This window comes from Ruegeria sp. CG11, assembly GCF_056537245.1.
On record NZ_JBQFRE010000002.1, the window covers coordinates 100,611 to 124,308 of the forward strand.

At 52.7% G+C, this 23,698-nt stretch carries 29 protein-coding genes; 16 read left to right on the forward strand and 13 right to left on the reverse strand.

All coding sequences use genetic code 11. The features are described 5' to 3' along the window. Nucleotides 1–357: 357 nt before the first annotated feature. Entirely contained in the window at nt 358–813 is a 456-nt protein-coding gene (locus tag ACR0KW_RS06540) for a TniB family NTP-binding protein (RefSeq protein WP_480804278.1), read from the reverse strand. Nucleotides 814–1,152: 339 nt separating this feature from the next. Here ACR0KW_RS06540 and ACR0KW_RS06545 point away from each other — a divergent pair, with 339 nt between their 5' ends. From ACR0KW_RS06545 to ACR0KW_RS06570, 6 genes are all read left to right on the forward strand, one after another. Then, the gene (locus tag ACR0KW_RS06545) at nt 1,153–1,584 is read left to right on the forward strand and encodes a hypothetical protein (RefSeq protein WP_480804279.1); all 432 of its coding nucleotides are present in this window, start codon (nt 1,153–1,155) and stop codon (nt 1,582–1,584) included. Between the two features lie 37 nt (nt 1,585–1,621). Next, nucleotides 1,622–2,431, forward strand: coding sequence for a hypothetical protein (locus ACR0KW_RS06550; protein ID WP_480804280.1), 810 nt, complete (start codon nt 1,622–1,624; stop codon nt 2,429–2,431). After that, the gene (locus tag ACR0KW_RS06555; RefSeq protein ID WP_480804716.1) at nt 2,428–2,649 is read left to right on the forward strand and encodes an HGGxSTG domain-containing protein; all 222 of its coding nucleotides are present in this window, start codon (nt 2,428–2,430) and stop codon (nt 2,647–2,649) included. The genes ACR0KW_RS06550 and ACR0KW_RS06555 overlap by 4 nt, the downstream gene beginning before the upstream one ends. Next, a complete protein-coding gene (locus ACR0KW_RS06560) occupies nt 2,646–4,595 on the forward strand; it encodes a transglycosylase SLT domain-containing protein (RefSeq protein ID WP_480804281.1) in 1,950 nt (649 codons plus the stop codon). Before ACR0KW_RS06555 ends, ACR0KW_RS06560 begins: the two co-directional genes overlap by 4 nt. After that, complete coding sequence (locus ACR0KW_RS06565) at nt 4,592–6,574, forward strand: hypothetical protein (RefSeq protein WP_480804282.1); 1,983 nt, start codon at nt 4,592–4,594, stop codon at nt 6,572–6,574. The genes ACR0KW_RS06560 and ACR0KW_RS06565 overlap by 4 nt, the downstream gene beginning before the upstream one ends. Nucleotides 6,575–6,875: 301 nt before the next feature. Then, entirely contained in the window at nt 6,876–7,130 is a 255-nt protein-coding gene (locus ACR0KW_RS06570) for a hypothetical protein (RefSeq protein ID WP_480804283.1), read from the forward strand. Between the two features lie 687 nt (nt 7,131–7,817). On the opposite strand, the gene ACR0KW_RS06575 is transcribed toward ACR0KW_RS06570, so the two are convergent. Both ACR0KW_RS06575 and ACR0KW_RS06580 read right to left on the reverse strand, forming a co-directional pair. Beyond that, on the reverse strand, nt 7,818–7,991 hold the full coding sequence (locus ACR0KW_RS06575; protein WP_480804284.1) for a hypothetical protein: 174 nt from the start codon (nt 7,989–7,991) through the stop codon (nt 7,818–7,820). A 263-nt stretch (nt 7,992–8,254) separates the two neighbouring features. Beyond that, nucleotides 8,255–8,839, reverse strand: coding sequence for a hypothetical protein (locus tag ACR0KW_RS06580; protein WP_480804285.1), 585 nt, complete (start codon nt 8,837–8,839; stop codon nt 8,255–8,257). A gap of 1,118 nt (nt 8,840–9,957) precedes the next feature. Here ACR0KW_RS06580 and ACR0KW_RS06585 point away from each other — a divergent pair. Together ACR0KW_RS06585 and ACR0KW_RS06590 are read left to right on the forward strand one after the other, a co-directional pair. Beyond that, nucleotides 9,958–10,281 (forward strand): hypothetical protein, encoded by a 324-nt coding sequence (locus ACR0KW_RS06585; protein WP_480804286.1) that lies wholly within the window; start codon nt 9,958–9,960, stop codon nt 10,279–10,281. Between the two features lie 56 nt (nt 10,282–10,337). Next, nucleotides 10,338–10,775 carry a lecithin retinol acyltransferase family protein gene (locus tag ACR0KW_RS06590; RefSeq protein ID WP_480804717.1) on the forward strand — a complete coding sequence of 146 codons (438 nt, stop codon included), beginning with the start codon at nt 10,338–10,340 and terminating at the stop codon, nt 10,773–10,775. A 142-nt stretch (nt 10,776–10,917) separates the two neighbouring features. Here ACR0KW_RS06590 and ACR0KW_RS06595 read toward each other — a convergent pair whose 3' ends face one another. Beyond that, the gene (locus tag ACR0KW_RS06595) at nt 10,918–12,075 is read right to left on the reverse strand and encodes a hypothetical protein (RefSeq protein ID WP_480804287.1); all 1,158 of its coding nucleotides are present in this window, start codon (nt 12,073–12,075) and stop codon (nt 10,918–10,920) included. Nucleotides 12,076–12,153: 78 nt separating this feature from the next. On the opposite strand from ACR0KW_RS06595, the gene ACR0KW_RS06600 reads away from it, so the two are divergent. Next, the gene (locus ACR0KW_RS06600; RefSeq protein ID WP_480804288.1) at nt 12,154–12,345 is read left to right on the forward strand and encodes a hypothetical protein; all 192 of its coding nucleotides are present in this window, start codon (nt 12,154–12,156) and stop codon (nt 12,343–12,345) included. Between the two features lie 102 nt (nt 12,346–12,447). Then, the gene (locus tag ACR0KW_RS06605) at nt 12,448–12,900 is read left to right on the forward strand and encodes a hypothetical protein (RefSeq protein WP_480804289.1); all 453 of its coding nucleotides are present in this window, start codon (nt 12,448–12,450) and stop codon (nt 12,898–12,900) included. A 43-nt stretch (nt 12,901–12,943) separates the two neighbouring features. Here the strand turns inward: ACR0KW_RS06605 and ACR0KW_RS06610 are convergent, their stop codons facing one another. Next, on the reverse strand, nt 12,944–13,435 hold the full coding sequence (locus ACR0KW_RS06610; protein ID WP_480804290.1) for a hypothetical protein: 492 nt from the start codon (nt 13,433–13,435) through the stop codon (nt 12,944–12,946). A 2-nt stretch (nt 13,436–13,437) separates the two neighbouring features. Continuing rightward, nucleotides 13,438–13,680, reverse strand: a complete 243-nt coding sequence (locus ACR0KW_RS06615; protein ID WP_480804291.1) for a helix-turn-helix domain-containing protein — start codon at nt 13,678–13,680, stop codon at nt 13,438–13,440. Between the two features lie 119 nt (nt 13,681–13,799). On the opposite strand from ACR0KW_RS06615, the gene ACR0KW_RS06620 reads away from it, so the two are divergent. From ACR0KW_RS06620 to ACR0KW_RS06635, 4 genes are read left to right on the forward strand one after another with little or no spacing between them, the layout of a single operon-like run. Further along, nucleotides 13,800–14,366 carry a hypothetical protein gene (locus ACR0KW_RS06620; protein ID WP_480804292.1) on the forward strand — a complete coding sequence of 189 codons (567 nt, stop codon included), beginning with the start codon at nt 13,800–13,802 and terminating at the stop codon, nt 14,364–14,366. 11 nt (nt 14,367–14,377) lie between these two features. Then, the gene (locus tag ACR0KW_RS06625; RefSeq protein ID WP_480804293.1) at nt 14,378–14,569 is read left to right on the forward strand and encodes a hypothetical protein; all 192 of its coding nucleotides are present in this window, start codon (nt 14,378–14,380) and stop codon (nt 14,567–14,569) included. Between the two features lie 11 nt (nt 14,570–14,580). Continuing rightward, on the forward strand, nt 14,581–14,949 hold the full coding sequence (locus tag ACR0KW_RS06630; RefSeq protein WP_480804294.1) for a hypothetical protein: 369 nt from the start codon (nt 14,581–14,583) through the stop codon (nt 14,947–14,949). Between the two features lie 12 nt (nt 14,950–14,961). After that, the gene (locus ACR0KW_RS06635) at nt 14,962–15,399 is read left to right on the forward strand and encodes a hypothetical protein (RefSeq protein WP_480804295.1); all 438 of its coding nucleotides are present in this window, start codon (nt 14,962–14,964) and stop codon (nt 15,397–15,399) included. Nucleotides 15,400–15,522: 123 nt separating this feature from the next. On the opposite strand, the gene ACR0KW_RS06640 is transcribed toward ACR0KW_RS06635, so the two are convergent. The 4 genes from ACR0KW_RS06640 to ACR0KW_RS06655 form a co-directional block, all read right to left on the reverse strand. Beyond that, on the reverse strand, nt 15,523–15,957 hold the full coding sequence (locus ACR0KW_RS06640) for an NUDIX domain-containing protein (protein ID WP_480804296.1): 435 nt from the start codon (nt 15,955–15,957) through the stop codon (nt 15,523–15,525). A gap of 276 nt (nt 15,958–16,233) precedes the next feature. Further along, nucleotides 16,234–16,623 carry a thermonuclease family protein gene (locus ACR0KW_RS06645; RefSeq protein ID WP_480804297.1) on the reverse strand — a complete coding sequence of 130 codons (390 nt, stop codon included), beginning with the start codon at nt 16,621–16,623 and terminating at the stop codon, nt 16,234–16,236. Nucleotides 16,624–17,074: 451 nt separating this feature from the next. Then, on the reverse strand, nt 17,075–17,323 hold the full coding sequence (locus ACR0KW_RS06650; RefSeq protein ID WP_480804298.1) for a hypothetical protein: 249 nt from the start codon (nt 17,321–17,323) through the stop codon (nt 17,075–17,077). A 56-nt stretch (nt 17,324–17,379) separates the two neighbouring features. Continuing rightward, nucleotides 17,380–17,553, reverse strand: coding sequence for a hypothetical protein (locus ACR0KW_RS06655; RefSeq protein WP_480804299.1), 174 nt, complete (start codon nt 17,551–17,553; stop codon nt 17,380–17,382). 316 nt (nt 17,554–17,869) lie between these two features. On the opposite strand from ACR0KW_RS06655, the gene ACR0KW_RS06660 reads away from it, so the two are divergent. Further along, the gene (locus tag ACR0KW_RS06660; RefSeq protein WP_480804300.1) at nt 17,870–18,013 is read left to right on the forward strand and encodes a hypothetical protein; all 144 of its coding nucleotides are present in this window, start codon (nt 17,870–17,872) and stop codon (nt 18,011–18,013) included. A gap of 689 nt (nt 18,014–18,702) precedes the next feature. Here the strand turns inward: ACR0KW_RS06660 and ACR0KW_RS06665 are convergent. Together ACR0KW_RS06665 and ACR0KW_RS06670 are read right to left on the reverse strand one after the other, a co-directional pair. Next, on the reverse strand, nt 18,703–19,818 hold the full coding sequence (locus ACR0KW_RS06665) for a surface lipoprotein assembly modifier (protein WP_480804301.1): 1,116 nt from the start codon (nt 19,816–19,818) through the stop codon (nt 18,703–18,705). A gap of 163 nt (nt 19,819–19,981) precedes the next feature. After that, nucleotides 19,982–20,626 carry an acyl-homoserine-lactone synthase gene (locus tag ACR0KW_RS06670; protein WP_480804718.1) on the reverse strand — a complete coding sequence of 215 codons (645 nt, stop codon included), beginning with the start codon at nt 20,624–20,626 and terminating at the stop codon, nt 19,982–19,984. Nucleotides 20,627–20,906: 280 nt separating this feature from the next. On the opposite strand from ACR0KW_RS06670, the gene ACR0KW_RS06675 reads away from it, so the two are divergent. Continuing rightward, entirely contained in the window at nt 20,907–21,323 is a 417-nt protein-coding gene (locus tag ACR0KW_RS06675; RefSeq protein ID WP_480804302.1) for a hypothetical protein, read from the forward strand. An 85-nt stretch (nt 21,324–21,408) separates the two neighbouring features. On the opposite strand, the gene ACR0KW_RS06680 is transcribed toward ACR0KW_RS06675, so the two are convergent. Then, a complete protein-coding gene (locus tag ACR0KW_RS06680; RefSeq protein WP_480804303.1) occupies nt 21,409–23,688 on the reverse strand; it encodes a calcium-binding protein in 2,280 nt (759 codons plus the stop codon). Between the last annotated feature and the right edge of the window lie 10 nt (nt 23,689–23,698).

Sequence of the window (23,698 nt, forward strand, 5' to 3'; positions counted from 1 at the left end):
GGGGCTGGCTTTACCCCCTCGTCCAGCCCCTATCTCCACCCATCCCTCAATACTCGAGAGACAGGCAGTTCCGGTTTCTGGCGGCAGCTTGGTATAATTGCATCCTGTCAACCAGCTTGGATACACTCGCTATTTCTGGGGAGTTGAGCGGCAAGGGCTTCTAGTCGTCAATCTTCGTATCGTGCGAGGTACAAAAACTGATCCTTAAAAACTAGCAAGATGACGAGGCATAAGATCCCCATACCAAGGGATCGGAAGAGCTTGTCTATCTCTCGTCGCTCTGCTGGCTTGGAATAATCACATCCGGTCAAGAACAAGAGGAAACTTCTCACCTACCACTCCTTACTCCTAGAATAATCAAAAGGCATCCGCTGGAATATCAACAACGATGCCCTGCACTGATTTCATTGGATACTCTGCTACGTAGTCCAGCCACAGCTTTTCCATTTTCTGCGATACACCAGCTTCAGGACCCGTAACGCGAATAACAAAGTCAGGTTCGTACCTTGTTTCGTGAACCAACTTTTGGGCGGTGAAGCCCTCTACAATGATGGGTCGGTCTCTGGACTTGCGGTGATTGATTACCGCCCGAACTTCAGGGGTTCTGTAGCCAACTGCTGGCTTACTGCGGTCAATAAACAGGTCGCTTTCCAGCAAGGAAACGTTAAAGCGCCAGGCAAGAAATCGGCTAAGTGTAGTTTTACCAACGCCGGGTCGGCCATCGACTACAACAATCCTCGGAGGCAAATCATGCAAGACGGGCTGTAATGCCGTCAGCACTTGCCTGTATTCCTCTTTTTCAGGCGCGTTCATCACGCAGTCTGATAAATCAACTCTGCTTATCATTAGTATATTCCAAATCCATGGCCCTCAGCACAATCGAACGCCTACAAGAGTTTCTCAAAGTTGGGTGACGAAGCTTCGTTCGTCTTTGGACAATATAGCCACAAGTCAATTTGAACGCGCGCTATCGCCAAACCGTAGAAGGGTAGTTTCGAGCGTGCAACAGCCGCGAATTATCGCCTGAATGTTCATGATTTGTTCTTGCTTTGGGCAGTGTTTTATGATACCCATATTTTGCACGGCCTCAGAAGCCACAATCAAGACTACCGCCGAATTGGCGGATCGATTGAACTTCTACGAGGTACGCAAATGGCATCCACCCAAGACAACACTCAAGGCCGAAAGCAGAAGGCAGAACGAATTGTGCCTTCCTATGAACTCGGCGCGACTGAGTTCGAAGAACTGGCCGGTGAGGCAGCAGCAAGCCTGATCCGCAGCGGAGATGCCCAATACTGGAAGCTCAATGGCACCATGGGGGTATTTACCCAAAGTGCATTACAGGGCGTCTGGCAATTCGAAGTCTATTTTGACGAGGCTCAAGACAGCGATGATCCGGCCTCCGAGGTGAGGTCTATCTTGCAAGAGTTCTGGGATGCGGAGCAACCAGAATATATCACCGCGCATGGCACGACCGCATGGCCTGCCGTCCACGTTTTTCAGCAATCCGGGTTTCAGCAAGTCGGCGTCCTACCGCTGGCAGATGGTCCGCTAATCACGTGGGGGTGGCGCAAATGTCACTGATCCAAATCCCATCATTCCAAATTCATGAGGGCTTACAATGAGAAGCAGCAAGCCTCCCGCGCCGCCTGATCCAGCTGAAACGGCTGGGGCGCAAACCGCACAAAACATCGGCACGGCAGTTGCTCAACAGACGTTGAACAATACCAACCAGATCACGCCTGACGGTTCGCTGACCTATGAGCAAACAGGGACAACGAAATGGCGCGACCCGAACACAGGTCGTGTCCATGATATCCCTCAGTACACCGCCACACAGACGCTCTCCGAAACAAATCAGGCGCTCAAGGAACAGACCGACAAAGCGGATCTGGGTATGGCTACGCTGGCAAATGACCAGATTGGCCGGTTGAGCGGACTTCTGGGCACCCCTGCTGATATCAACAACGAGGCCACAGAGGCCCGATTGATGGAGTTGGGCAGGGCAAGGCTCGATCCGGCTCTGGACCGCCGTATGGAGTCGCTGAGGACCACTCTTTCTGGACAAGGCATCAAGGAAGGTAGCGAGGCCTTTGACAGGGCTATGGCACTGGAAACCGAGTCACAGAACGACGCATACAATCAGTTGCTACTCACTGGTCGCGGGCAGGCCGTTCAAGAGGCGATGGCTGAGCGCAACCAGCCGATCAACGAGATTACGGCGCTGTTGTCTGGTTCGCAGGTCTCGCAACCTAACTTTGTGGGCACCAACCCGGCGCAGATTGCGAATGTGGACCGAGCGGGCCTGGAAATGGGCGCGTATCAGGGACGCTTGGCGAACTGGCAGCAGGAGCAGGCGAACCGCAATCAAATTATGGGCGGCTTGTTTGGGTTTGGTGCGGATGCCATCAGGTGGAGGGCTATCCAATGATTTGCGGCGCAAAACTCCGCGACGGCAACCGCTGTATGGCGGCACCAGTTCCAGGCAAAACCCGCTGCCGATTGCATGGCGGGGCATCAACTGGCCCCCGGACGCCGGAAGGGCGGCAACGAAACTCGGAAGCACTCAAAGCGCGCTGGCGGGAAATAGCGAAAGCACTGGCGATGGCGCAGGCCAAAGCTCAGACAACTAAAGGGGCAAAGTCATGATTGGGCAGAAGAACCAAAAGCAGCCGGGTTACATCTTCGGGGGCGACACCGGCATTTCACACGAGCAGTTGCAGGCCAAGCGGCAGATTGCGCAGGCTCTTTCGGCAAACATGGGTAGAGCGCCTCGGGACATTGGTGAGGGCCTTCACGCCATTGGTAACGCCTTGGCGTATCGCGGCATGATGAAACAGATTGACGAAGGCGAAGCTCAAGGCCGGGGCAAGGCCAAGGAGTTGATTGCAGCGGCACTAATGAGCGGCAAACCCGCACCCGATCCAGGCTTTGGTACCTTCGACAGCTCGATAGCCACTACCGTCGGTACGCCTTTCATCGCCGCACGTTCAGAGTCGCAGGAAATCGGGGACGACACCATGGCTACACTAGGCAAGCCCGGTGCTATGTCCCTTCCCGGCCTGTTCGATAGCCTGGAACAGCAGCATGGTTTGCCCGCCGGATATCTGGCACGCACGGCCCAGATTGAAAGCGGTGGCAACCCAAATGCTCAGAACCCGAATTCGAGCGCTGGCGGAATGTTCCAGTTCATCGACAGTACGGCGCAACAGTATGGCTTGACCGATAAGGCCGATCCTCATGCCTCGGCACGGGCTGCGGCTCAGTTGGCGGCAGATAATGCGGCGCAGTTGCGTGAGGTTCTTGGGCGCGATCCCACCGCAGCAGAACTATACCTTGCTCATCAGCAGGGTGCGGGCGGTGCGGCTAAGTTGCTTTCAAACCCCAATGCAAGCGCGGCCAGCGTCGTCGGGAATGACGCGGTATCGCTGAATGGCGGCAACGCGAACATGACGGCGGGGGATTTCGCTAACCAGTGGGTCGGTAAATTCGAGGGCGGCTCTACCCCATCAGCCCAACCGCCCCAGCAGGACTACAGCGCCTTCTATGAAGCCTTTTCAAGCCCGTGGCTGGACCAAGGCCAAAGGGCCATGCTGATGGCCGAGCTAGAGGACCGCAAGGCAGCAGACGCCCGCGCCTATGACCAGTGGGCACAAACGAACGACCCTTTGCGGCAGATGCAGATTGAGCGCGCGCAGCTTGAAATTGAGCAGATGCGCAACCCACAGCCGCAAAAAACGACGTTGATGCAGAACTATGACGCTGCGGTTGCTGGCGGCTATGAGGGCGATTTTGTTCAGTACCAGACAGATATCAAGAAGGCTGGCGCAGCGCAGAACAACATCACTGTTGGCGGCGGCGATGCACCCGTACCAGCATATCCCAAAGCCCCGAACGGATACATGTACGTACGCGACCCGGCCACAGGGCAAGTTGTCCTGAATGAGCAGGGAATCGCGACAATGGCCCCGATTGTTGGCGGTCCAGAGGATACAAGCAAACAGGACGCCAAAGCCGCGCAGGCAGCGGCGCAGGCAGAAGCCAACCGCAGCAGTGTGGTGGTGGATACCGCGCAGGAAATCCGAAAGATACTAAAGAATGACGGCTTGTTTGACCTTCCCGAAGTCGGGGTCATTGGGAGTAAGTTGAGGGGCATCAATCAGGAGTCGGCTGATATGGCCGGGATGCTCGAAACCCTTAAGGGCATGGTTGTGTTCGACCGACTGGAAAAGCTCAAGCTAGCCAGTGCAACCGGCGCAAGTGGGCTTGGGCAGGTGACCGAAAGGGAAATCGACCTGTTGGGAGCCCAACTCGGCGCGCTGAAACAAGACATGTCCAAAGAGCGCATCCTCGCCACCCTGGACACCATTGAAAGTGTGTTCGGCAAGCTGTCCCCGGAGGCAGAGGCCTACCTTATGGGCCGGTCTGCGGACCTGCCAACTGGAAGCGCGCAGGGACTACCTTCGACACCAACAGCGGGGGGCTTCAACTTTTCCACCATGGAAGTTGGTGACCTCAACAGCATCGACATCGACAGCTTGACGCCAGAACAACAAGATGCCCTGTCGCGGCGCTATCAGGAGTTGGGATATTGAGTAACGACCCTATTACAGCCCTCAAGCTGCGTCAGTTGAAAGCGCGGCAAGCAGCAGCCCGACAGGCGGCGCAAAAACCGAATCTACCGCAGGGTGATGGCTCAACAGTCGCCCCTTACAATCCGTCCCTGTTTGAACGGGCCATGACCGGCCTGCGGCAGAGCGGGATTGTCCCCCGTGCCAACATCAGGGATTTCGAAGCCATCGGCGCAGGCGTCCGCAGTGCCGTAGACACGGCAGCTTTCGGATTTGGCGATGAGGCGGCGGCGCTGGCTCGAACAGTCAGCCCTACTGCCCTAGGATTGCCCCCCGGCACGTTTGGCGAAGACAACGCCAGTTTCAGCGAGAAACTTGCTGAAGAACAGGCCCGTTCAAAGATGGCGCGGGTTCAACATCCTACGGCATCGACCGTGGGCGACGTGGCAGGGCTTGCGGGTAGTGTTGCCGGGATCGGTAAAGCTGGCCTGAGTCTGGCGGCAAAAGCATCAACGCCGGGTAAGGTGGTCGCAGGATCAGTTGGCGATGGACTGCTGTATGGTGGCCTAGCGGGTTTCGGTCACACAGATGAAGGGCTTGAAGAACGTGCAGTTGGCGCGGCGCAAGGCGCTGGTGTCGGTATGGCCGTTGGCGGCGCAGCATCCGGGGTTCTGGCCGGTGCGCCAGCCGCAAGGGATTTCATTGCGCGACGTGTTGGCAAGCCTGTATCTCAGGCGCAGGCACGGATTGCGCAGGCTCTTTCAGCGAACACAGCGGCCAAGCTGGACGACCTCGGCCCCGAGGGGATGCTAATCGACGCCATGGGCGAACGTGGGCGCGCTCTGGGGCGCGCAGCCGCCAATGCCAGCCCTGAGGCCCGCGAAATGCTGGAACAAGCCTCTCGCGCCCGTATGGCGGGCCAGAGCGACCGTTTGACCGATAGCCTGCTGAAGGCATCCCGAATGGACGCGCCGCAGTCGGTTGACGAACTGGTCGGCGGCATTCGCAAGCGGACGCAGCCAGGAATCAACGCGGCGTATGACGAGGCCCGCTCATTGGGTCATGATATCGACCTGAGCGCCTTTGATGACCTGCTACAGGAAGGCATGGGCCAGAAAGCTCTACAGCAGGGCCAGCGCCTTGCACGGGACCGCATGGCGGCTGAGGGCGTGAGGGGCGAACCGTCTGCCTTGGCTGCCTTAGATGAGACCAAGAAAGCGCTAGATGACATGGCGCAGCCCGCCTTGGGTAAAAGGCAGAACAACGAGCAGGCCATTGCCGGAATGCTGTCAAAGCAGGTACGCCAACGCATTGACAACCTCATGCCGGACTACGGCGGGGCTCGGCAGTTGGCAGCGAGCGCGCGGACACGGGAAAACGCCGTCAACATCGGCGCAGAGGGTGCAAAGCCGCGTGTCTCGGCAGACTATGCCCGCCGCGCGGAAAAGGCCGCATTCGCGCATCCTGACGAGGTGGCGCAGGGCTACGCATCGGGCAAGATTGACCAGCTACAGAACCGCAGGGACACCCCTGGCGTAGTTGATAGCCTATTCGGCCCCCGTCGCCAGCAGGGCGCCATGCAAGCCGCTCTTGGGCAAGAAGGGGCAGACACAGTGCGCAAACAGATTGCCAGCGAACTTGCCTTTGCTGGCACACACCGGGCTTTGACGGGCAATTCCTCCACGGCGCGCCAACTCATCGAGCAAGGTTTACTGAGTGGCGTCGGCGGTGGGGCAGGTTTAGCAACAACGGGTGACATACAAGGAGCCGGTGCCGGTGCTGCGGCCATGCTGGCGGCACGTCACGGTGGCGGGGCATTACTCAGGAAGGCCACAGCGGGCAGAGAGGCACGTGTCGCCCCCGAGATAGTCGAAGCGCTCATAAAATCCGGCCTACCCGTCAAGCTACAGCAGGCCGCGTCCAAGGCCCCTAGCAAGGTCAGGGATATGATTGTCCGCGCCCTGATGCTGAACGGGGTCGGACCTCAGTTAAGCCCAGAGTAAAGAATCCAGGCCCCGTATAGCGCGGGGCCGACTACGCCAAACAGGCCTGCCAAGCCAATGGCGACAAAGCCCAGCCAAGAGAGTTGATTTTCAGCGTCAGTCGCGACCGCCCACAACGACCAGCAAGCCAAAACAAACAGAGAGGCCGTCGCCATTACCACGCAATACAGTTCGAAAAGGGAAAGGTCGGCAACTGTCATGCGCTCAAGATGGCCCCTGCCCGGCAGACTGTAAAGCCCACGGGGGAGTTAGCCCCGAATTCCTCAGCAATATCAAGGACAGTTCCCGGAAAAGGTACAGCATGACAGACCGAGAGAATGCATCAATCTGGATCGAAGAACTCAACCCGCCCTATGTGCGGATGGCCTACACGTCTTACCCTTGGCAGAACGCCCACCGGATCGCGCAGCGTGCAAACCGGCTGGGACGCAACTACTCTAAAGGCTGGCACTGCGCATACTGCGGGGGTCTCATGCCCTCGTGGAAACGGGTAGACGCCAAGTATTGCAAGGAAGGCTGTCGCAAGATGGCGGCGCGGAAACGGCGTTTGAAATAAATCAAAGGATATTAAAGGATCAAGCTGTCTCGCTGATAGCATCGGCGTAGCCGACCGAAATGTGGAGGTTCAATATTAGATGCTCTGATATGATAGCGCCGACTTATTATCTCAGGCGGTTGACACTATCCTGGTTTCGAGACCAAGTGGGTCAACTTTCAAACAACTTTTAGGTTTCTCGTGAGGACGTTATTTCTAATCTTACCCGTTGTTGCTGCTGGCTGCACAACACACCAGGAAGCCCTCCAATTAGAGGAGAGCCTGCAAGAGCTTTCAACTGCTTGTGTTGGTGGCGATAAATCCGCATGTGACTCATATGCAGAGCTTTATGATACGCGTCAGCAACCTTATCAACACAGTGCTGGTCCAGCGCGTTACCCAAAACGCCATATTTTGAAGTCTTCCCCGTAGGTGAGTTTAACTCGAGCCGATTTAGACGGTTCCTGAGCATACACACCGTCACGCGCCTTCAGGCCCCGTGGGGTGCCTATTCCGTGGCGGCGGGTGCAGTTTCCGTATCAGTAGCCGGAGCGGTTTCTTCGCTAGCCCCATCCTCGCCGCCTGACCTCATCATTGAAAAGACCAACACAAGAGCAAGGATCGCAACTGCAATTATCACGTAGTTTCTGTTCATATCTATTCTCCCAGAGCGGTGAACGGACCGAACAGCGGCTGACATCTATGGCTTCAAGCCGTCCGAAGCTTCGCAGGTGTCGCGTTTGAAAGCTGTTCGTACTGGTCGACCGCCGACAGATACTCTTTGAGCTGTTTGCCTTCGTCTGTGTCTGGTTCAGATCCCCACAGGTATTCGATTTCCCGAAGCGCGGTGCGGTACTCAGTCGGGGTGCGGACAATGGTCATGGCAATACCTCAAAGAAGAAATCAATTCTGAGTGCATACCTGAAAATGCGCGATTCTGATAGATGGCTAGCCCAGGCGCGTGCTAGCGCGTTATTGCCGAGCGTGTGCCGCTGTGGAACATATCCTATGTAGCGGGTGTAGCGAATGTAGCAGGGGTCAGGTTCAAATCTGAGTTTTTGGGAAAGGCCCGAGAAATCGATACCGGGACCGCCTGTTAATGCTGGAATCTACAGTGCTATTCTCCCTTGGGAAGTCGTTCGACACTAGCTCGCTAAGGGTTCTTTAGGCACAAAAATTACATAGTTTTCCTCGACAACATATCCAAATCGCTTTCTACTCCCGTTCAAAGGTGTACTCAGCATGTCTGTGGGCGGGGTGAGAAGTGGAATTGGCAAGTTCTCATCTAGCTTTGTGCCGTTCTTTTCCGCTTCTCTCTTCGCTTCCTCAAGCATTGCGTTTGCTGCGTCGCGACTAGCTTTCAGCAGTTGTTCTGGACCTCCGCGCTGAAGGTCTTTTTCCCTGACTAGAAGGTTGTTGCGCGTGTAAGGGCGCGACTGGTTTCGCTTTTCTATTACCCTCAAGGGGACCAAATTGTCTGAATCTGCCGAAAACTCATCAGTGGTCGGACAACCACAAAAATGCGGCCCGTCAAAGAAGCTGTACGCCAGTACCGCAACGGCAATGTCGCAATCATTTTGATCCAAAATCCAGGCGGCGACGTCAGCGACACCTTTGATGTCATAGTTAAGGCCCTCAAGCAGAGCGAACCATAACCATTGGTATCGATGCACTTTCAAAAAGGGGATCATTTCACCCAGCTCAACTACCACAGCATTGTCAGGAGTCATCCATCCGGATTCGGAGTATTCTGCGTCGGTGTAGGGCCGAAATTTAGAAGGGTCATGCCTCATAGAAAAGCTCGCGTTTAGATATCTCAAATCTCGACCCTGTTGAGTGATAGTCGTGAGTGAGTCAACCTGACAAAGTATTTCCAAGAACGGAAACGCTCCGAGGTTGTTGATTGGCCATTCCTCATATCTGAGGACCGAAGCATTCCAATCTGGGCGACCCGATTAAAGTGGGAGCAGTTGTTCCACTATAAGACCCCGGATAATCCGGCGTTTGTGGCCAGCGCAATTTTGCGCCCGTTTAATTGCGGGATTTTTCGCAGTATCGACACCCCCAATTGTGGGGCGGTTATAGGAGGGGGGATGCTCAATTTTGCGCACCCCCTCCAATTTTGGGGAGCCCCCCGTAAAGGTGACCAGATATCACCTTTTGGCAAACACCCGTACATGTGAGCTTGAGCCGATCCGAATACTCTCAATCTGGCTGAGGGTATCAGTCTCGGGACTCGGCGTTCCGATATCTGCCAACCGTCCATGTTCGGGCTGTCAGCGACCCTGCCAGTCAATCAGTCAGCCTGTAACCTTATCTGCATGTTCAAATTCGTTTTAGCGCAACGTGGTCCATAGCAGAGGGAGCCTGAGGGAGAGAAAGAGGCATAGGACGACCAGCCCTAGCACTTGGCTAGAGTTGGTCCCGCTGCCTTGCTGATCCATAGCGTCGGTCGCCGTCGGTCAGTCAGAGGCCCGTTGGTCGCAGAGGGGAAACGCCGCCGGTCGATTGCTACTTGCGAAAGCCTTCCCTGGCTTCCGGCAACCCCGCTTCAATCTTTCGGACTGCGGTTGGGTTTTGGTTGCGCCCATTGGTAACCCCTTAAACCTTGCCGCCAACGTCTGTGAACCACCCAGCAAGGCGGTACATGAATAATTGCATTACCTCGGTTTGTCCACAAATGTTCCGCTTTTAGACTCGCCTTGTTGCGAAAATATTCTATCTATGTTAAGTATTCCCGTGTGAACCACTACCCTATCTAGGGTCCGGCCCTGCACCGATTGCGCTCGGTGTGGGGCTTTCTATTGGCCAGGACTGGCACCTACTGCGGGAGATTGACGAAAACCTGATGCGGTCGGAACTGACGCCGACGCAGATGGCTGAGCATTTGGCCAAGCGAAAAGAGCTTTGGGAAGCGCGACGTCTAGCTGGAACAAATTGTTCCACTAAGAAGCCGCAGCACGAAAAGCAGTTCGCCACCGAAACTGCCGAAGTGACCGGGACAACCAGACAACAGGTTAACCGAGCAGTATCCCGCGCCGAGGGCGTCACACAGGAAGCCAGAGACACCATCAGAGGCACCGAACACGACAAGGGTGTGGTGTTGGATTCCGTACTGGACATTCCCTGTTCACAATGCATCAAAGCGAAAAAAACAAACCAAAACGGATAGAGGTAATTCGAGTGAAGGAAGTAGTGGTTTACCCAGGCAACATCGTTGTGACCCAGATGAGTGGGTATCAACATTGGTCCTTGGTCTCTGACAGGCGGTGTTACGCAGGTAAGTTCATGTTGATTTCGGCGACTAAGCGTACTGGAACGGTGCAAGAGGAAACTTGGGATGAAGTAATTGGGGGGCGACCAACATATGTCGCAAGCTTGACCCCTAAACTTCCAGTGTACGAAGTTCTGGCTCATGCGCGGTCTCATATTGGTCAATGGAATTATTCCGTTACGAGCAGTAACTGCGAGCATTTCGTTAAATTAGTTACAGGATTCGAGATGACCTCCCAGCAAGTACAGGCGGGTGTCGTTGGCGGGATCGGCGGCGCAGTTTTGGCGGGAAAGGTGTTAGATAACCCAAACACCTTTCAGATTTTGGGGTTTGCCGCCTTGGTGGCTGGAGTGGCGGTTTTTGCTTCAAAAGCAGCGGCGAAGCCGGAGTAAAACAGAGGGGCGCGCTTCTGGTGGGCACGCCCCAGTCTCAGGGAGGACAATAAAAAACTGCGCTCTCAAAAAACACCATGAGCGCCAACTCTTTAACTGTAACCAGTATTGACGGATCTGGTGGGGCGGTCAGTAACGCGGGTTACGCTTCGCTGGATTTCTTTAGTTCCGGAATGAAAAACGGGTCTAGTTCATCAATCTTTACTTTAGCCCACGTGATGTAGTCCTTTAGAGGCATTCCCTCTATTTCATACGCGAATTCGTCTTGCCGTTTCTGAATCTCGCTTAAGAACTTGCGTAGCCTAACCACCTCATCCCAATCGCTCGAAAACGCCTTGAACTGTTGCCAACGTTCGGCCTCAAGCTGGGCAAGTCGTAGAGAGTCTATTCTTCTTTGTTCTTCAAGGAAGTATTGTCGGTGGCGCTCCTCCGCTTCCTCGTGTCTACGGACAAGAATCGGCCCCATGTTCAGCACCTCACCAACCACTGATGCGAGAAACTCTCCCCCGTTCCAGGACTCGGTTTCGATCCATTGCTCTTTGCCCCCTGCACCGATGTAGGTCTTTACGTGAATGCGGAGTAAGCCTGCTGGGCGTAGTGCCGAGTTGTGATGACTAGGGTAAGCAGTCCACTCCTCTTTCTGCTGAGAAGGCTTACGACGGTCCTGTAACATTTTCTCTTTGACCAAAATGTTTATAGATTGACCGGAGCATGCAATTCTTAGTTCGCCATTGATTTTACCCTCAATTGCTTTCCCGCCATTTGCCTCAAGGCACTTCAAGAAAGCACTGGTCATATGAAGTCGGTACTTGTCGCGCTCGGTTAAGTCGATTTCAGCGTCACTTGGCCCCCAGTGAAGATCCCAATCATGATGCCTTCTTTCATGAGCTTCTTTACGCGCTTTGCCGTGCGCTCTTTTGTGTTCGTCAACCCAGCGCGCTACGATCCAATGCAAGTTCCTCATGTCAGTAGGAACCTTGATTGCAGAAATTTTAGTTTTGGTTGCCGCGCGGGCTTTTTGAATATCCCGTCGGTTCCTCTTGGCTACTTCCTTTGGCGGTCGCACGGTCTGAATTTGAACCGTGCTTGCGATTTCCTTGGAGAGTTTAGGCAAGGGCGATTGGGGGAGTTTCTGCCCGGCCTGCACCTTGGCCCAGTAACCTCGAGGCGGAGTTGGTATCTTGTGTCGTTTGCAGAGCTTAGAAAGCCCACGTCCAGACATGCCATACTCTTCCGCGAGTGTTTCAATCGGGGTGGCCCAAACTTTTTCGTACAGCTTTCTTCGGGTAATTCTAGTCATTTGGAAATCTGGGATTTTCTTCTTGGAAACATTCTCGATGGTATGATATCCGGACCTCTTTTTTTGAGGAGACCCGATATGAGCGACTATTCAGCACACGTAGCACTGCACACCGCCAGCGTTCTTATGGATTGCTACGGATCACATGTAGGCGAACACCCATGGGTGGAAGCTAATCCCGAAATCGCTGCCAAGGTTGAGACTGCCATGGAAGCGATGATGGAGGTGTATCAGGCCATTGGGCGGGTGCACCTGGTCCAAAAAGGCTGAAATTTTAAAGACCCGCCACGATACGCCACTGAACACGTTGCGGAATCAATTTATGCGTGTTGGTGTGCCCTCATATTTCCGTTTAACTGAAAAGGCATAGTGATGCTTGTGATTGTTCGCTGGTTCCGCGCTCTACTTGGATTGACAGTTGTGACCGGGCTCCTAGTTATTTTGGCTGCGTCAGTCAGCATCGCGACGGATGAAGGCGTTTTAATTGGGGCCCTATTCGGTATCTTTGCTGCTGCAGCCCTTATTCTCACCGTTGGGATTGCCGCAGCTATGGTGCTTGCTACCGACTATTTGCAAGAAATCCGGGACGAGCTTAGAGCAGCGTCCAACACAAGGGCTTCAACATCATCGGCTGCCACGGCGGTAACAAGCCTTAGATCAAGTAGTGGAAGCACATGTCCCGGACAGGGATCAGCATCTGGTCGAACAAAAATCAAAACTTACAAAGGTTTTTTAGTCGAGCGTGACGGCGACGGCAAAATTTGGGTGAACGACAAAACATTTGACGGCTTGTTGGCTGCCGAACGGTACATCCGCGACCAATAAAGAAAGCAAGGGCCCCGCCGGAGCGGGGCTGCCTATCGCAGTTCTATTCTGAAAGGTCGATTACGTATTCTGCCTCTACGTCCCAAGCTGTCGCAATTAAAATTCTGCGCCTCGGAACTCGTTCTAAAACCACAGACGGGCTTCCGGTCACATCGGGAAATTGCCTTCTGTAATTGGCGAAGTGTCTGGCAACCCGTTGATCCGTTGTCCAACTCATTCCATTTCGAATCTGCCTTTCATCACCAACCCCGCCGCGCCACAGAGTTACTTCTTCTGGCAATCCGGGCTGGACCAACCAATCCGAGTATCTTCGGGCCTCTTTGGCGAACTCTATTATCCCGCCAAGGCTACTTATTACCTCTGCTATGTCTTCTTTCACGCAGACGTAAAACAACAATGCATCAAGCTCTGTAACCTCATCCCTTTGAACTGGGAAATGATAACCAGCGTCACACACATCAGGCCAGCCATATTGCGCCTCAACGATTGCCGCCTTTTCAGGGGGCAGTATCGGCTTGTCTTCCCAAAGCTGCATGCTCACTGGTCCCCTTTCTTGACCAAAACCACACCGGGACCCTTTGCGGCGTCCGTTTCGCTTAGGAACTGAATGCCTTCAGCCTCAAGCGTTGCCTGTATCCGGTCTGCGGTTGAAAGCTGGATTCCACCTTTTTCTGTTTCAAACCGTGTGATTGTAGCCGGTGCCGTTTCCGACATTTCCGCTAACTCACGAACGCCAATCCTAAGCGCTGCGCGGGCCATTCTAAGCTGCTCTGGGGTCATTCTTATATCCCTGACATAAAAAGTTATATCACAGTGTTGACACCAGTGTGTCATCGCACTAAATACTTATCACAAGGACATAAGTACACAACACAGAGTTACAAGTAAGGGTTTCCGCCATGTATGACCGTCAGAGCATCATGAACCGCGCATGGGCCATTATGGCAGGCCGCAAGTTTCACCGTGTTATCTGGCGCAATGCACTGTTTCAGGCTTGGGGCGAAGCAAAGGAAGCCATTCGCCGCGCCAGCATGACTGAAGCGGACCACATCCGCGAAGCCATGAACATGCTGCAGAACAAGGACACTTGGACGGATGCTGATTACCGCAAGCATGACGAACTGGCGGCTGCTCTGCGTATCGCCATGGATCACGAAGCCAAGGCCAAGGAATACGCCGAAAAGCGCGACCTGATTGCCAAGGCGAAAGGCCGGTTCGTCTCTGTCACGTTCACCAAGAAAGACGGTACGCCGCGCACCATGCGGGTACAGCCCGCCACACTGCGCCAGCACGTCAAGGGCGATGCAGCATCGAAAGCGGCCCGCTCAGCCATCGAGACCCGCGCACGCCGCCACCCTCACCTGCTGGCAGTCTGGGACACTGAGGCACGGGCTCCGCGCTCTGTGAACCTCGCAACCGTGTCCCGTATCGCTGCTGACGGACACGTTCACCACTTCACTCAGTAAGGGGACCCCCTATGCCAAAGACCCGCCACGAAATCGAAACGGACGCCGTGACCCTGAAAGGCCTGACGAAAGCACTTGAGGGCCTGTCATGGGAAGGCCCCGACCCTGAGACATGGGGGTCTGTTACCGCCCTGATCCGCACCATCAACAATCAGGCCATCGAGCTTTCCGAAGCCATCGCCCGCCAACCCGAACAGCCCTGAAAGGAACTGCAATGATTAACCGTCGCACCATGATACAGACCGCACCGATTGCCGCCGCAGCCCTGACCATTGGAACAGTCGCACCCGCATCTGAGACCGACCCACACCGGGCTTGGGTTGGCGAACACAAGGCAGCGTATGACCGCCTCTTTGCCCCTGACGCCCCTGACTTTGAATCTGACAATCCCGATTGGGTGCGCCTGCAGGAATTGGACAAGCTGATTTGCACGACGCCTGCCAAGACTCCTGAAGGTGCCGCCGCGCAGTTGGAATTCGCCTTGAGTGACGAGGCCAATTTTGACCTGACCGGGGGCGTTGCCCACGACTTGGACGACCGCGCTTTGCGCAACGTCCTAGCCACCCTGATAACCCTGACCTGAGAGGATCGAGCTATGACCACGTTTCACCGTCGCACATTGCTGAAATCCAGCATCCCCGCACTGGCCGGGGCAATCGCAACCGGGGCCGTCGCCAGTGAGTTTGTGACCGAGGAAACCCCCATTCAGCGCCTCTATGTCGAATGGGAGAGGCTGGGAAACCGCTACGGCAACGGGATCGACGAAAACAACGCCCTTGCTGCGCAACTGAAAGCGGCAGACCACCCCGACCGCTACGGTTTGGAAGAGGATCACTATAAGGAAAACGTTGACCCGCTTTGCACCGAATTTTTAGCGCTTGAGGATAAGCTGATGGAGATCCCGGCGCAGGACTTCAAAGACCTTGCCATCAAAGCGCGTATCTCAGCCCGCCAAGACGGCGTGATTGACAATGAGTTCAATCGGCTGATCCGTGAGGACGCGAACAGGTTGCTGGGGCACGTGAATATCTGAACCGACCCTACTGCCCTTTAGAGACCGCCCCTAGATACGGGCGGTTTCATCGCTTCAGCGGAAAGGCCGCTCTGAGCCCTGAGCGGTCATTTTCATCCTACAGACACGGTGCGCATTCATCCGTCAACTCTCCCAGAATACCTGAAATGCGGATTGCAACTCAGGTACAATGTCGGTGCGGTTGATGAACTCTCGGATTGGCATCATTCGCCAACACTGTCCCTCTTCACCAAACCTAATCATCGAAATAACGTCTTTCGACACAATGCTCGTAAAAAGAGCAACTTCGCGTTTGGGTAGAAAGCCTGCAGCTTCAGCGAAGTATGTCGCTTCGTAAACAATCGGGCTCTTTGACAAACAGATGCCAAACTCCTCCTGTGTTTCACGTAATGCACATTCAAGGGCGGTTTCGACAGACTCGCGTACGCCGCCTGGCAGGTCCCATTGATTTGGGTTGGGAATGTGGTCAAAATCATCTCTTAGATATGCCAAAACCGTGTCATCACAGATGATGGCTATCTTGGCCCCTTGCAGTTTTTTTGATTGGGCAACGCTCACTATTGCTCCTATTTGTCGTCTTTAACTAGGATGTCGCGTTGTATTTTGTCCCGCAGTAGCAGGAAGACGCAGACCAGAGCCATTGCCCCCCAAAAGATGAGGTACTTATAGGCTGTAAACGGTTTTGGCAGGAAATCAACGTCGGGGATTAAGAAGCCGGGAAAACCCATCGGCAAACCATATCTGAATGCTACTAATAAGGCTGTTGCAGCTAGAATTTTACAGCCCCGCAGAGCAAACTTTTGATTTTCAAAACCGCTCCAACGCCCCTGTTAGTCATCTACAGTACCTAGCCCGCTTGAGCCGTGACCGCGCTGCGCGAGTCTCAAGGTTTTTATACCGGCCACCGGAGTACCTGGCGCAATCCAAAGCGTGCCCTGCGGCGATTACAGCCGCTCCTACGTCCTGCCCGTCGGCGTAACACACCCCCACCCAGCGGTCATAGGTGCGCTCACCGTTCAATTCACAGGAGATAGATTTTCCCCGGAGGTAGTTCACCATCCAGCGCTTTGCATCCTGACCGGATCGAGTACCCAACTCGGGCGCATCCACTCCGTTCAGTCGCACCGGCGTGCCATCAACAACGATGGTGTCAGCGTCTCGGACATGTAGGGAGCCAGCGGTGGCAGAAGTGGCAAACAACAGAAAGACCAGTAATCGCATCATGCAGCTAATACACCTGGTGTGCAGGGCCGCAACACTCAAGAAACTGAGATGCAGTCTCAAAAGGACGGCTTCACCCATTGCATGCACAGCCAACACCTTTGTGGCATGTATAGCTTCGATTGATGCAACTGTCCCCGCAAGCCTTACCTTTTTTGCACACTTTACAACAGGCGGTATCAAGCACTTGGGACTTGTTGTCTTGTTTCATTAGGTTCCAAAACACGTCTGTCGCTACTAGTGATTGCGGAGTGTGTTTGGCTTTGGGAAAACTCTGAGCCACAGCAATTGAACTAAATAAACACAGCGCCATCGTGCCAAGTATTAGATAGTATTTCACGGGCTTACTCCGTCATATGTCAGTGGTTCCGCACGCGCTGCCTACAGCTCATTCCCACTGAAATAGGGCAGGATTATGGTGTCATTTTGACACCCCTTCCTGACGCTTTCCCCTTCAGGCGTCCAGCCGCCGCCGATTGTTGCCGCTTGACGTTCTTATCTCACACCTAGCACCATGCCCCTGCTGAGTATCGCTTGAGGCGAGATCCTTTGCCATCTGGATTTCTTCGTCGCTAAAACCTGCTTCCGAACAAAAGATTTCAAGCACTGTACCCAAACCAGACAAGACATTTAGCGACTTGTCTTGCTTTGCTTCGTCGACCAACTCCGACAAAGCCTCAAGAAACCAATGATTGTTACTCATGAAACCCCTCGTATTTTTGTTTTGCCTACTGTCGGGGTTGTTTGGTTAACGTCAAGTTAACTGATGGTTTGGTTTTGAGACTTTTGGCCGTTCATTTGGGACAACCCATTTGTTTCGTTCCGAATATAGGTGTCGATGACCTGCCGCATCGCTTCGGCGGTCAGGTGCAAACCTTCGGCTTCAAGCCTTAATTCTATGTCGTTCGCTCTTTGCAAGAATTCTGTGTTCATCTTGGCATCCCTCATTTTACCAATGTACCATTTACTAACACTGCCTAAATAACGCCGATTCCATTAACGAATGGTTAATTGTTCCTTGTAAGACCTTCGTTCCTGTGGCCGCCTAACGAAGTGGGTACAAAATCTTCCATTTGACTCAGTTTTTAGAGAACTCAGGATTTCGCTGTTTCCAATTAGACACCAGTCACGTCGTTAAATCTCTCTGTCCAATTCAGGTGTTCTCGTCTTGTTCTTGCCACACATGGGGTAATAAGTTACCTTCTCCTTAAAACGGATGGAGGTAGCAACAGCGAGGGCAGGCAAGAGTATGGAAGAGCTTGTCGCGATGGAGGAAGAAAACCGACCCGCCCTGGCTCAATTCGCACCTATGCGGGCACAGCCTATTCAAGCGTCTCAGCGTGACCCGATGTTGGCCTATCTGCAATTCACCCAATCCATGATGGGGCGTTAGTAAAGCGCTGAGTAGAGTATCCAGGCCCCGTATTATGCGGGGCCGACTGCACCACCAAGAGTGGCCAGCCCTATAGCGGCGTAGCCCAACCAAGAGAAACTATACTCGGGGTCCATGGCGACATTCCAAAGCGAAAAGCAAAAAAGGCAAATATCGACGCAGACGCAGCAATGACGCAATACAGTTCAAAAGTGGATAGGTCAGTAACTGTCATGCGTTCCAGATGGCAACTTGGGCGCAGACTTTAAAGCCTATGTCGACTTTTCCCAAACCAGCCTTTCGCGTGCAACCCATAGATGGCCCGGCTTTCGAAACACCTCAGCATTTTGTACCCCGGCGATTTCTCGCGCCTCATCTGCGGTGTGCGCCAATGCCCAGCCGTGGGATTTACCCCCAGCTGAAAAAGTTGCTGGCACTTCTATTTTCCAAACTTGTAACATGAGAAGACTGTGCCAGATTTTGGTTAACGAATAGTTCCCAAGAATGCGTTGGGTTTTCCTTATTAGGTACTTTGGCGCTTACTGACCGGCCCCAGCCAAGAGAGTTGATTTCAGCATCCATCGCAACCGTCCACAAGGACCAGCAAGCCAAAACGAACAGGGAGGCCGTCGCCCTTATCACGCAATACAGTTCGAAAATGGAAAGGTCAGCAACTGTCATGCGCTCGAAGAATCCAACTAAGTCACTACTTAGAAACGCCGTTCTAAACCTGCGGAAAACCTGCTTTCGTTGTAACTAAACGCATCGATACCGGACAACGATTCCCTATATTCAAACTCAGCAAAAGGCGAAAATCCGTTCCCAAAAAACACGTTACTTTTTTCAACCCTTATAGCCACCCCATAGGACGTCTCGTCAGGATCTCCGACCAACAAAGGGCTAGCGTCACGAAACCTCTTTTGGGCAACAAAGATACTGGGGGACACTGTCAGCCCTGCGCGCAAATCGAAGCTTCCAAAAATTCGCATTCCACGGATCAGGTAGTTTTCGAAACTGTAGTCGACGTTTTTGTCCTCAAAAAAAACACTGAACCCTAATATGTTTCTCCCGTAGACTGACCGTCGAAATCCAAACTCACCAAATGTCTCATAGCCATCCAAATTACTCGACATTTGATTGTGTAGGTTCGCGGTGGTTAGTGCTCCAAAGAAAGATCCTCCCAATAAGCCGCGATGTTCGAAAGCCGCATTCCAAGCGTATCGATTTTCAAAGACTCTGCCCGACACAATCCTGGTAGAAACTACCGGACCAATAGAAAGTGTGGTTCGTGGAGATAAAAAACGTGCGCCTACACTTCCAACGAATTGGTAGTCGTCATTAACAGAAGCCCTTGCTTCCCGTATTTCAAAAGACACCGAAGCAAAGGATACGGTATCCAGGCCAAATACTTGATACGGCAAGGGCTTTCTAAAATTGGCTGACCCAGCAAGATGCAGGCCAATCTCACTTGTGTTTTTTCGCTCTAGCTCAAAAGGAATTTCTAGCCCCCCTAGATTCAGAAGCACCTCATTGGTCCTGTAGTTCCTAGCCCCACCAACAGAAGTTACCCCAATACTGAGATCCCAATCGAAACCTCTCCTGGCATCAATAGCTCGAATGAAGTTTAAGACATTTGCTCGGACGGGGTCCGGCAAATCACTCGAAAGTACCCTAAAAAACTCGTTACGGGATCGTTCCCACTGACGATTGAAAAAATACGCTCTCGCCAGTTCTAGGCGAACCCGAACCAAAGAGGGGTTCTGAGCAAGTATCAGAAGAAATTGCTCGGTCGCTAGCTCTGGTTCTCCAGCTTCCAAATATCGCATTCCGAGCACAAAGGAGCTCTCTATGCGGGTAGAACTATCCAGTTGCTTTGGTTTTTCAGCCCTATTTTCGTTTGCGAATGCGGAGCTACAAAATGCCACTACTAGGAAGATTGTTTGGGCAAGACTGAAAAACACGGTTGAATGCCGCAATGCACTAACACCTTTATGCCGGTTGTTTCAAACTAGGGAAACTGGTCGCTTTTCCAGCGAAGGATGCCTTTAACCATAAACGTGAAAGGTTTCGCGAAATGCCCGCGCGTTCGGCTACACGGTTGCAATCCTCGGCTGAATAGGGCCACAGCCCCACCGAAATCTGATCGCGCCCCTTTCCTTCGGCCCCAAGAACAACGGGAGAAGACCCGATCAGCCGGTAAATCCGGATCATGCGCGCATCAAAGACACCGGCGATATGAGTCAGGCCGAACCATTCCATCATCTCGCCACCGCTGAGCATGATTGCCCCCGCCGTATGCGGGTTGGCCGTGCGAGAAAGGCAAAAGCGCGTCACCTCCCAGATCAAAGGACTACAAATCGGCTTACCGCCGGTCAGATGTCCGAACACCTCATTCACCATAACGGGTCCGGTTGTCGGCAGAACGCGCATGGAGCCGCCGTGACTGCCATCCTCTTCTTCCCAGATGACGTACAGAGGGTTCAGGTCATCGTACTGATCCCGCTCCTCTCCTTTTTCGTTGATGTGGACGTCCCAACCTAGCCGGGTCTTGAACTGATCCGCGCGGTCCCGGAACATACCTTCAGCTAGTTTGGGAAATTTATCCAGCTCTTCTGCAAATACATACCTTAGCATTGCTTGCCCCTTGATTCGAACACGAGGCAAGTAATGAAAAATAATGGTTAACTGCTTTTTAGCAGCCGCTTCAACGAGTAAGCTTTCGTAAACTAGTCGTCCGAAAAAAAGTGACCCCCCCTGCTTTTCGTTAAGTTGATTTTCATAAAATGCGCACAAAAAGTCTTCACAACCCAAGGGGGAGTGAAGCTTGTTTTGCACAACAACAACGCCATTTCAAATTGAGGATGTAGTTGAAACACTGGGCAAACCCCCAACTACAGTGGAGGTCGCGTGGAGGATGCTTCAAGCAGACTTTGGTGCGCAAGCCGTTTTCGGATGTGGCCGCGTCGAACCAACACCCAACTTTTATGATGTTGTCGCAATGGCCGTTTTGACAGCTTTACTAACTAAACCTGTGGAGGTTCGGTTTGCTATTGAACTTGCCATAGCAGTCGCCGATGAAACCTCGTTGGTGTTAGAATACTCCGATGACGAAAACACATTCAGTCCGCACAATCAGTTTTGTGTTCTAAATGAAATAAATGCTTTGTTGGATCAGAGCTCAAATTGTTCAAAATCAAAACTCGACTCTAAACGAATGCATGATATTAGCGCATCAATAGCTTCCATCTTTAAGCATATGAGGGCCAGTCTAGTTTCAGCGCCCAATTATCTAACTACTACAACACCCTCGGCATTGAAATTATCATTCTGAGGTATAGGATTTCGGTAGTTTGTCGCTTTTTGGTCGCCCGAAGAGTTTTATTGATCAGGTTTCGCAAATATCTGCGGGGTGCACGTCATACAAAGACGAAATCATCTTCCAAAAGAGTTGTTGGCGCACCTGCAAGTATTGCAATTGGAGAATCGTCGAGGCTTACCACTGTAGAACCGTCCTGGATGGTGAAAGTCAGATCCTCAAAGCTCGCCCCAGGTTGGTCAATTCTGATAACGTCAAGCCCGTCCTCAAAATCGAAGATGGTATCAACGCCCTCGCCTGCGCGAAAAACAAATACGTCGGCACCTCCGCCACCAACTAGTGTGTCGTTGCCCATCCCGCCTTCCAGCACGTCGTCATTGGCTCCTCCTTCCAAATAGTCGTGTCCCTCCCCTCCCCAAATCATGTCGTCACCCTTTCCTCCGGAAAGCACATCATGGCCAACTCCGCCAACTACAACGTCGTTTCCATCTCCCGCAAGTAGTGTGTCATCTCCGCTACCGCCGTCGAGAGTGTCATCGCCGGAACCTCCAAACAAAAAGTCATCACCGTCACTTCCAAACACAGTGTCGTTCCCAACTCCTCCTTGGATAGTGTCATCTCCGCCACCACCTTCCAGCGCGTCATCGCCACCGCTGCCAACGGCGCTAAAGTCGCTATCACTATCATCTGTGGCACTGATGATATTTTTGGCAACAGCACTGGCAATCTGAATTAGTGATACAGGACTGTAGTTATCATAGTATACGTCTCCCGGGTCTAAGGTGATTTCGACTACTTCGTAAGGGTCCAAAACAAAATTTATGTCGGACACATCGTCGAAATCATACTCTTCGACCTCAACCGTTACATCGACTTCACCTGCAAAATAGAAATCATCGATGCCTGTCGCGGTTTCAGGAGTAATTCCGGGCTTTAGTAGTATCGTGGATGGTGGGGGAAAATAGGTACGGAAAGTTCCATCCTCATAGGGGCTAATATCTCCGCTGTCTAAAATTCCTAATTTGAACAAATTCTTTAATAGTTTTTCTAGCTCCAGTTTTTCTGCCTCACTAATCACGCGGAGCTTGTTCCGCGAGTTCGGGACTAAATTTCCGTCGTCGTCATACACCGCTCGATCACTGAGACCATCTGAGCTACCATCCTGAATTCCGAGCTTTCGGACCGAAGCAAAAGTGCTGTAGGGAGCCAAGTAAGACAGGTTCAAACCCACATTGACCCCAAACTCATTTGTTCTACTGGAAATGTAGAGAATGGTCTTCACGCCGTTGGTGTAAGCGTTGATCTCTATGGGCCTATGGTTTTCTTGAATCCCGCCGAGGTCCAAAAGGGACAGACCTTGACCATTATCATCGATTAGGCTTTCTCTCATCCAAGCGAAAACCTGACCGGCGGGCGAGAAATGAACTGGGCTATCTTCCGTTATTCCCCCGGCAAAAGCATTGTAGTTTCTATTCAAAACCGACCAGACATCAGCGGCATCAACGCCCGCGTTAATCATGGTTTCGAACTGCTCAAGTATTACAGAAGCAGCCTTTAATCCCTGCTGGCCGATATTTGCATTCTGCACGTTCCATTCGGTTACGTGATAATCAAGTTCCTTTTCAAAAAAACTCTCCCACATACGAGTGCGAGACTCGATAGCGCGGTTCTCGTAATACCCACCGGAAAAAGTGTTATCATCCTCATAACTTTTGTTAAAATAGTAATGAGAAACGATCCCGTCGATTGCTTCGCTAGCTACAGTGGCTTGGAGACCGTCAGACAAGTTTTGGTTCGCATCAAAGGACTTTATGATTTCCATGTTTTTCTGATCTATGGAACTGTCCTCCCCCACGTGCCAGGGCGGCGCAGTTTGAACGAGGATCTTAGGATCATAGTCGGAAGCAGATGACGTATTATTGTAAGCTTCGATTGCATAATAAAGGTATTCCGCTGCTTTCGAAGCATCCTGACCGTACTCCGAAGCTTCCTGAAAATCCCAGTATTCATTACCAATCTCGAAGTTTTTCAGGAGATAACCGTCGGGGCCGAGCTTTTGGTACACAGCATCCACAAATTCGATCATCTGTTCTTGTGTAGCCAGCAAGTCTCCGACAGGAATACTCAACGTAAACGGAGTGCTCCGCTCCACCACCCAATCTAAAAACTCGATAAGTCGTTCATTGAGTTCGCCATCCGGCATGAAGGTGATGTTCTGCTCCTGGGCACTTCCGGAAGGGTAACGCAAGTTTGTGACATCTAATAGGTCGTACGCCTCGCCAATATTTGGAAACATTTCCCTAAAATTGGCACCAAAATGCTCGATGTTTACTTTATTAGAAATTGCCCCAGGAGTGAGTGTAAATTCATATGACGTCATGTCTTTCCCC

Bases quoted from the DNA above. Each gene is read 5' to 3' on its own strand.
- ACR0KW_RS06645 (WP_480804297.1), bottom strand. From the start codon at position 16,623: ATGATGCGATTACTGGTCTTTCTGTTGTTTGCCACTTCTGCCACCGCT.
- ACR0KW_RS06650 (WP_480804298.1), bottom strand. From the start codon at position 17,323: ATGAGTAACAATCATTGGTTTCTTGAGGCTTTGTCGGAGTTGGTCGAC.
- ACR0KW_RS06595 (WP_480804287.1), bottom strand. From the start codon at position 12,075: ATGACTAGAATTACCCGAAGAAAGCTGTACGAAAAAGTTTGGGCCACC.
- ACR0KW_RS06605 (WP_480804289.1), top strand. From the start codon at position 12,448: ATGCTTGTGATTGTTCGCTGGTTCCGCGCTCTACTTGGATTGACAGTT.
- ACR0KW_RS06620 (WP_480804292.1), top strand. From the start codon at position 13,800: ATGTATGACCGTCAGAGCATCATGAACCGCGCATGGGCCATTATGGCA.
- ACR0KW_RS06630 (WP_480804294.1), top strand. From the start codon at position 14,581: ATGATTAACCGTCGCACCATGATACAGACCGCACCGATTGCCGCCGCA.
- ACR0KW_RS06600 (WP_480804288.1), top strand. From the start codon at position 12,154: ATGAGCGACTATTCAGCACACGTAGCACTGCACACCGCCAGCGTTCTT.
- ACR0KW_RS06590 (WP_480804717.1), top strand. From the start codon at position 10,338: ATGAGTGGGTATCAACATTGGTCCTTGGTCTCTGACAGGCGGTGTTAC.
- ACR0KW_RS06575 (WP_480804284.1), bottom strand. From the start codon at position 7,991: ATGACCATTGTCCGCACCCCGACTGAGTACCGCACCGCGCTTCGGGAA.
- ACR0KW_RS06560 (WP_480804281.1), top strand. From the start codon at position 2,646: ATGATTGGGCAGAAGAACCAAAAGCAGCCGGGTTACATCTTCGGGGGC.
- ACR0KW_RS06610 (WP_480804290.1), bottom strand. From the start codon at position 13,435: ATGCAGCTTTGGGAAGACAAGCCGATACTGCCCCCTGAAAAGGCGGCA.
- ACR0KW_RS06670 (WP_480804718.1), bottom strand. From the start codon at position 20,626: ATGCTAAGGTATGTATTTGCAGAAGAGCTGGATAAATTTCCCAAACTA.
- ACR0KW_RS06580 (WP_480804285.1), bottom strand. From the start codon at position 8,839: ATGACTCCTGACAATGCTGTGGTAGTTGAGCTGGGTGAAATGATCCCC.
- ACR0KW_RS06615 (WP_480804291.1), bottom strand. From the start codon at position 13,680: ATGACCCCAGAGCAGCTTAGAATGGCCCGCGCAGCGCTTAGGATTGGC.
- ACR0KW_RS06675 (WP_480804302.1), top strand. From the start codon at position 20,907: ATGCTTCAAGCAGACTTTGGTGCGCAAGCCGTTTTCGGATGTGGCCGC.
- ACR0KW_RS06545 (WP_480804279.1), top strand. From the start codon at position 1,153: ATGGCATCCACCCAAGACAACACTCAAGGCCGAAAGCAGAAGGCAGAA.
- ACR0KW_RS06655 (WP_480804299.1), bottom strand. From the start codon at position 17,553: ATGAACACAGAATTCTTGCAAAGAGCGAACGACATAGAATTAAGGCTT.
- ACR0KW_RS06680 (WP_480804303.1), bottom strand. From the start codon at position 23,688: ATGACGTCATATGAATTTACACTCACTCCTGGGGCAATTTCTAATAAA.
- ACR0KW_RS06570 (WP_480804283.1), top strand. From the start codon at position 6,876: ATGACAGACCGAGAGAATGCATCAATCTGGATCGAAGAACTCAACCCG.
- ACR0KW_RS06625 (WP_480804293.1), top strand. From the start codon at position 14,378: ATGCCAAAGACCCGCCACGAAATCGAAACGGACGCCGTGACCCTGAAA.
- ACR0KW_RS06635 (WP_480804295.1), top strand. From the start codon at position 14,962: ATGACCACGTTTCACCGTCGCACATTGCTGAAATCCAGCATCCCCGCA.
- ACR0KW_RS06550 (WP_480804280.1), top strand. From the start codon at position 1,622: ATGAGAAGCAGCAAGCCTCCCGCGCCGCCTGATCCAGCTGAAACGGCT.
- ACR0KW_RS06660 (WP_480804300.1), top strand. From the start codon at position 17,870: ATGGAAGAGCTTGTCGCGATGGAGGAAGAAAACCGACCCGCCCTGGCT.
- ACR0KW_RS06555 (WP_480804716.1), top strand. From the start codon at position 2,428: ATGATTTGCGGCGCAAAACTCCGCGACGGCAACCGCTGTATGGCGGCA.
- ACR0KW_RS06665 (WP_480804301.1), bottom strand. From the start codon at position 19,818: ATGCGATATTTGGAAGCTGGAGAACCAGAGCTAGCGACCGAGCAATTT.
- ACR0KW_RS06585 (WP_480804286.1), top strand. From the start codon at position 9,958: ATGCGGTCGGAACTGACGCCGACGCAGATGGCTGAGCATTTGGCCAAG.
- ACR0KW_RS06540 (WP_480804278.1), bottom strand. From the start codon at position 813: ATGAACGCGCCTGAAAAAGAGGAATACAGGCAAGTGCTGACGGCATTA.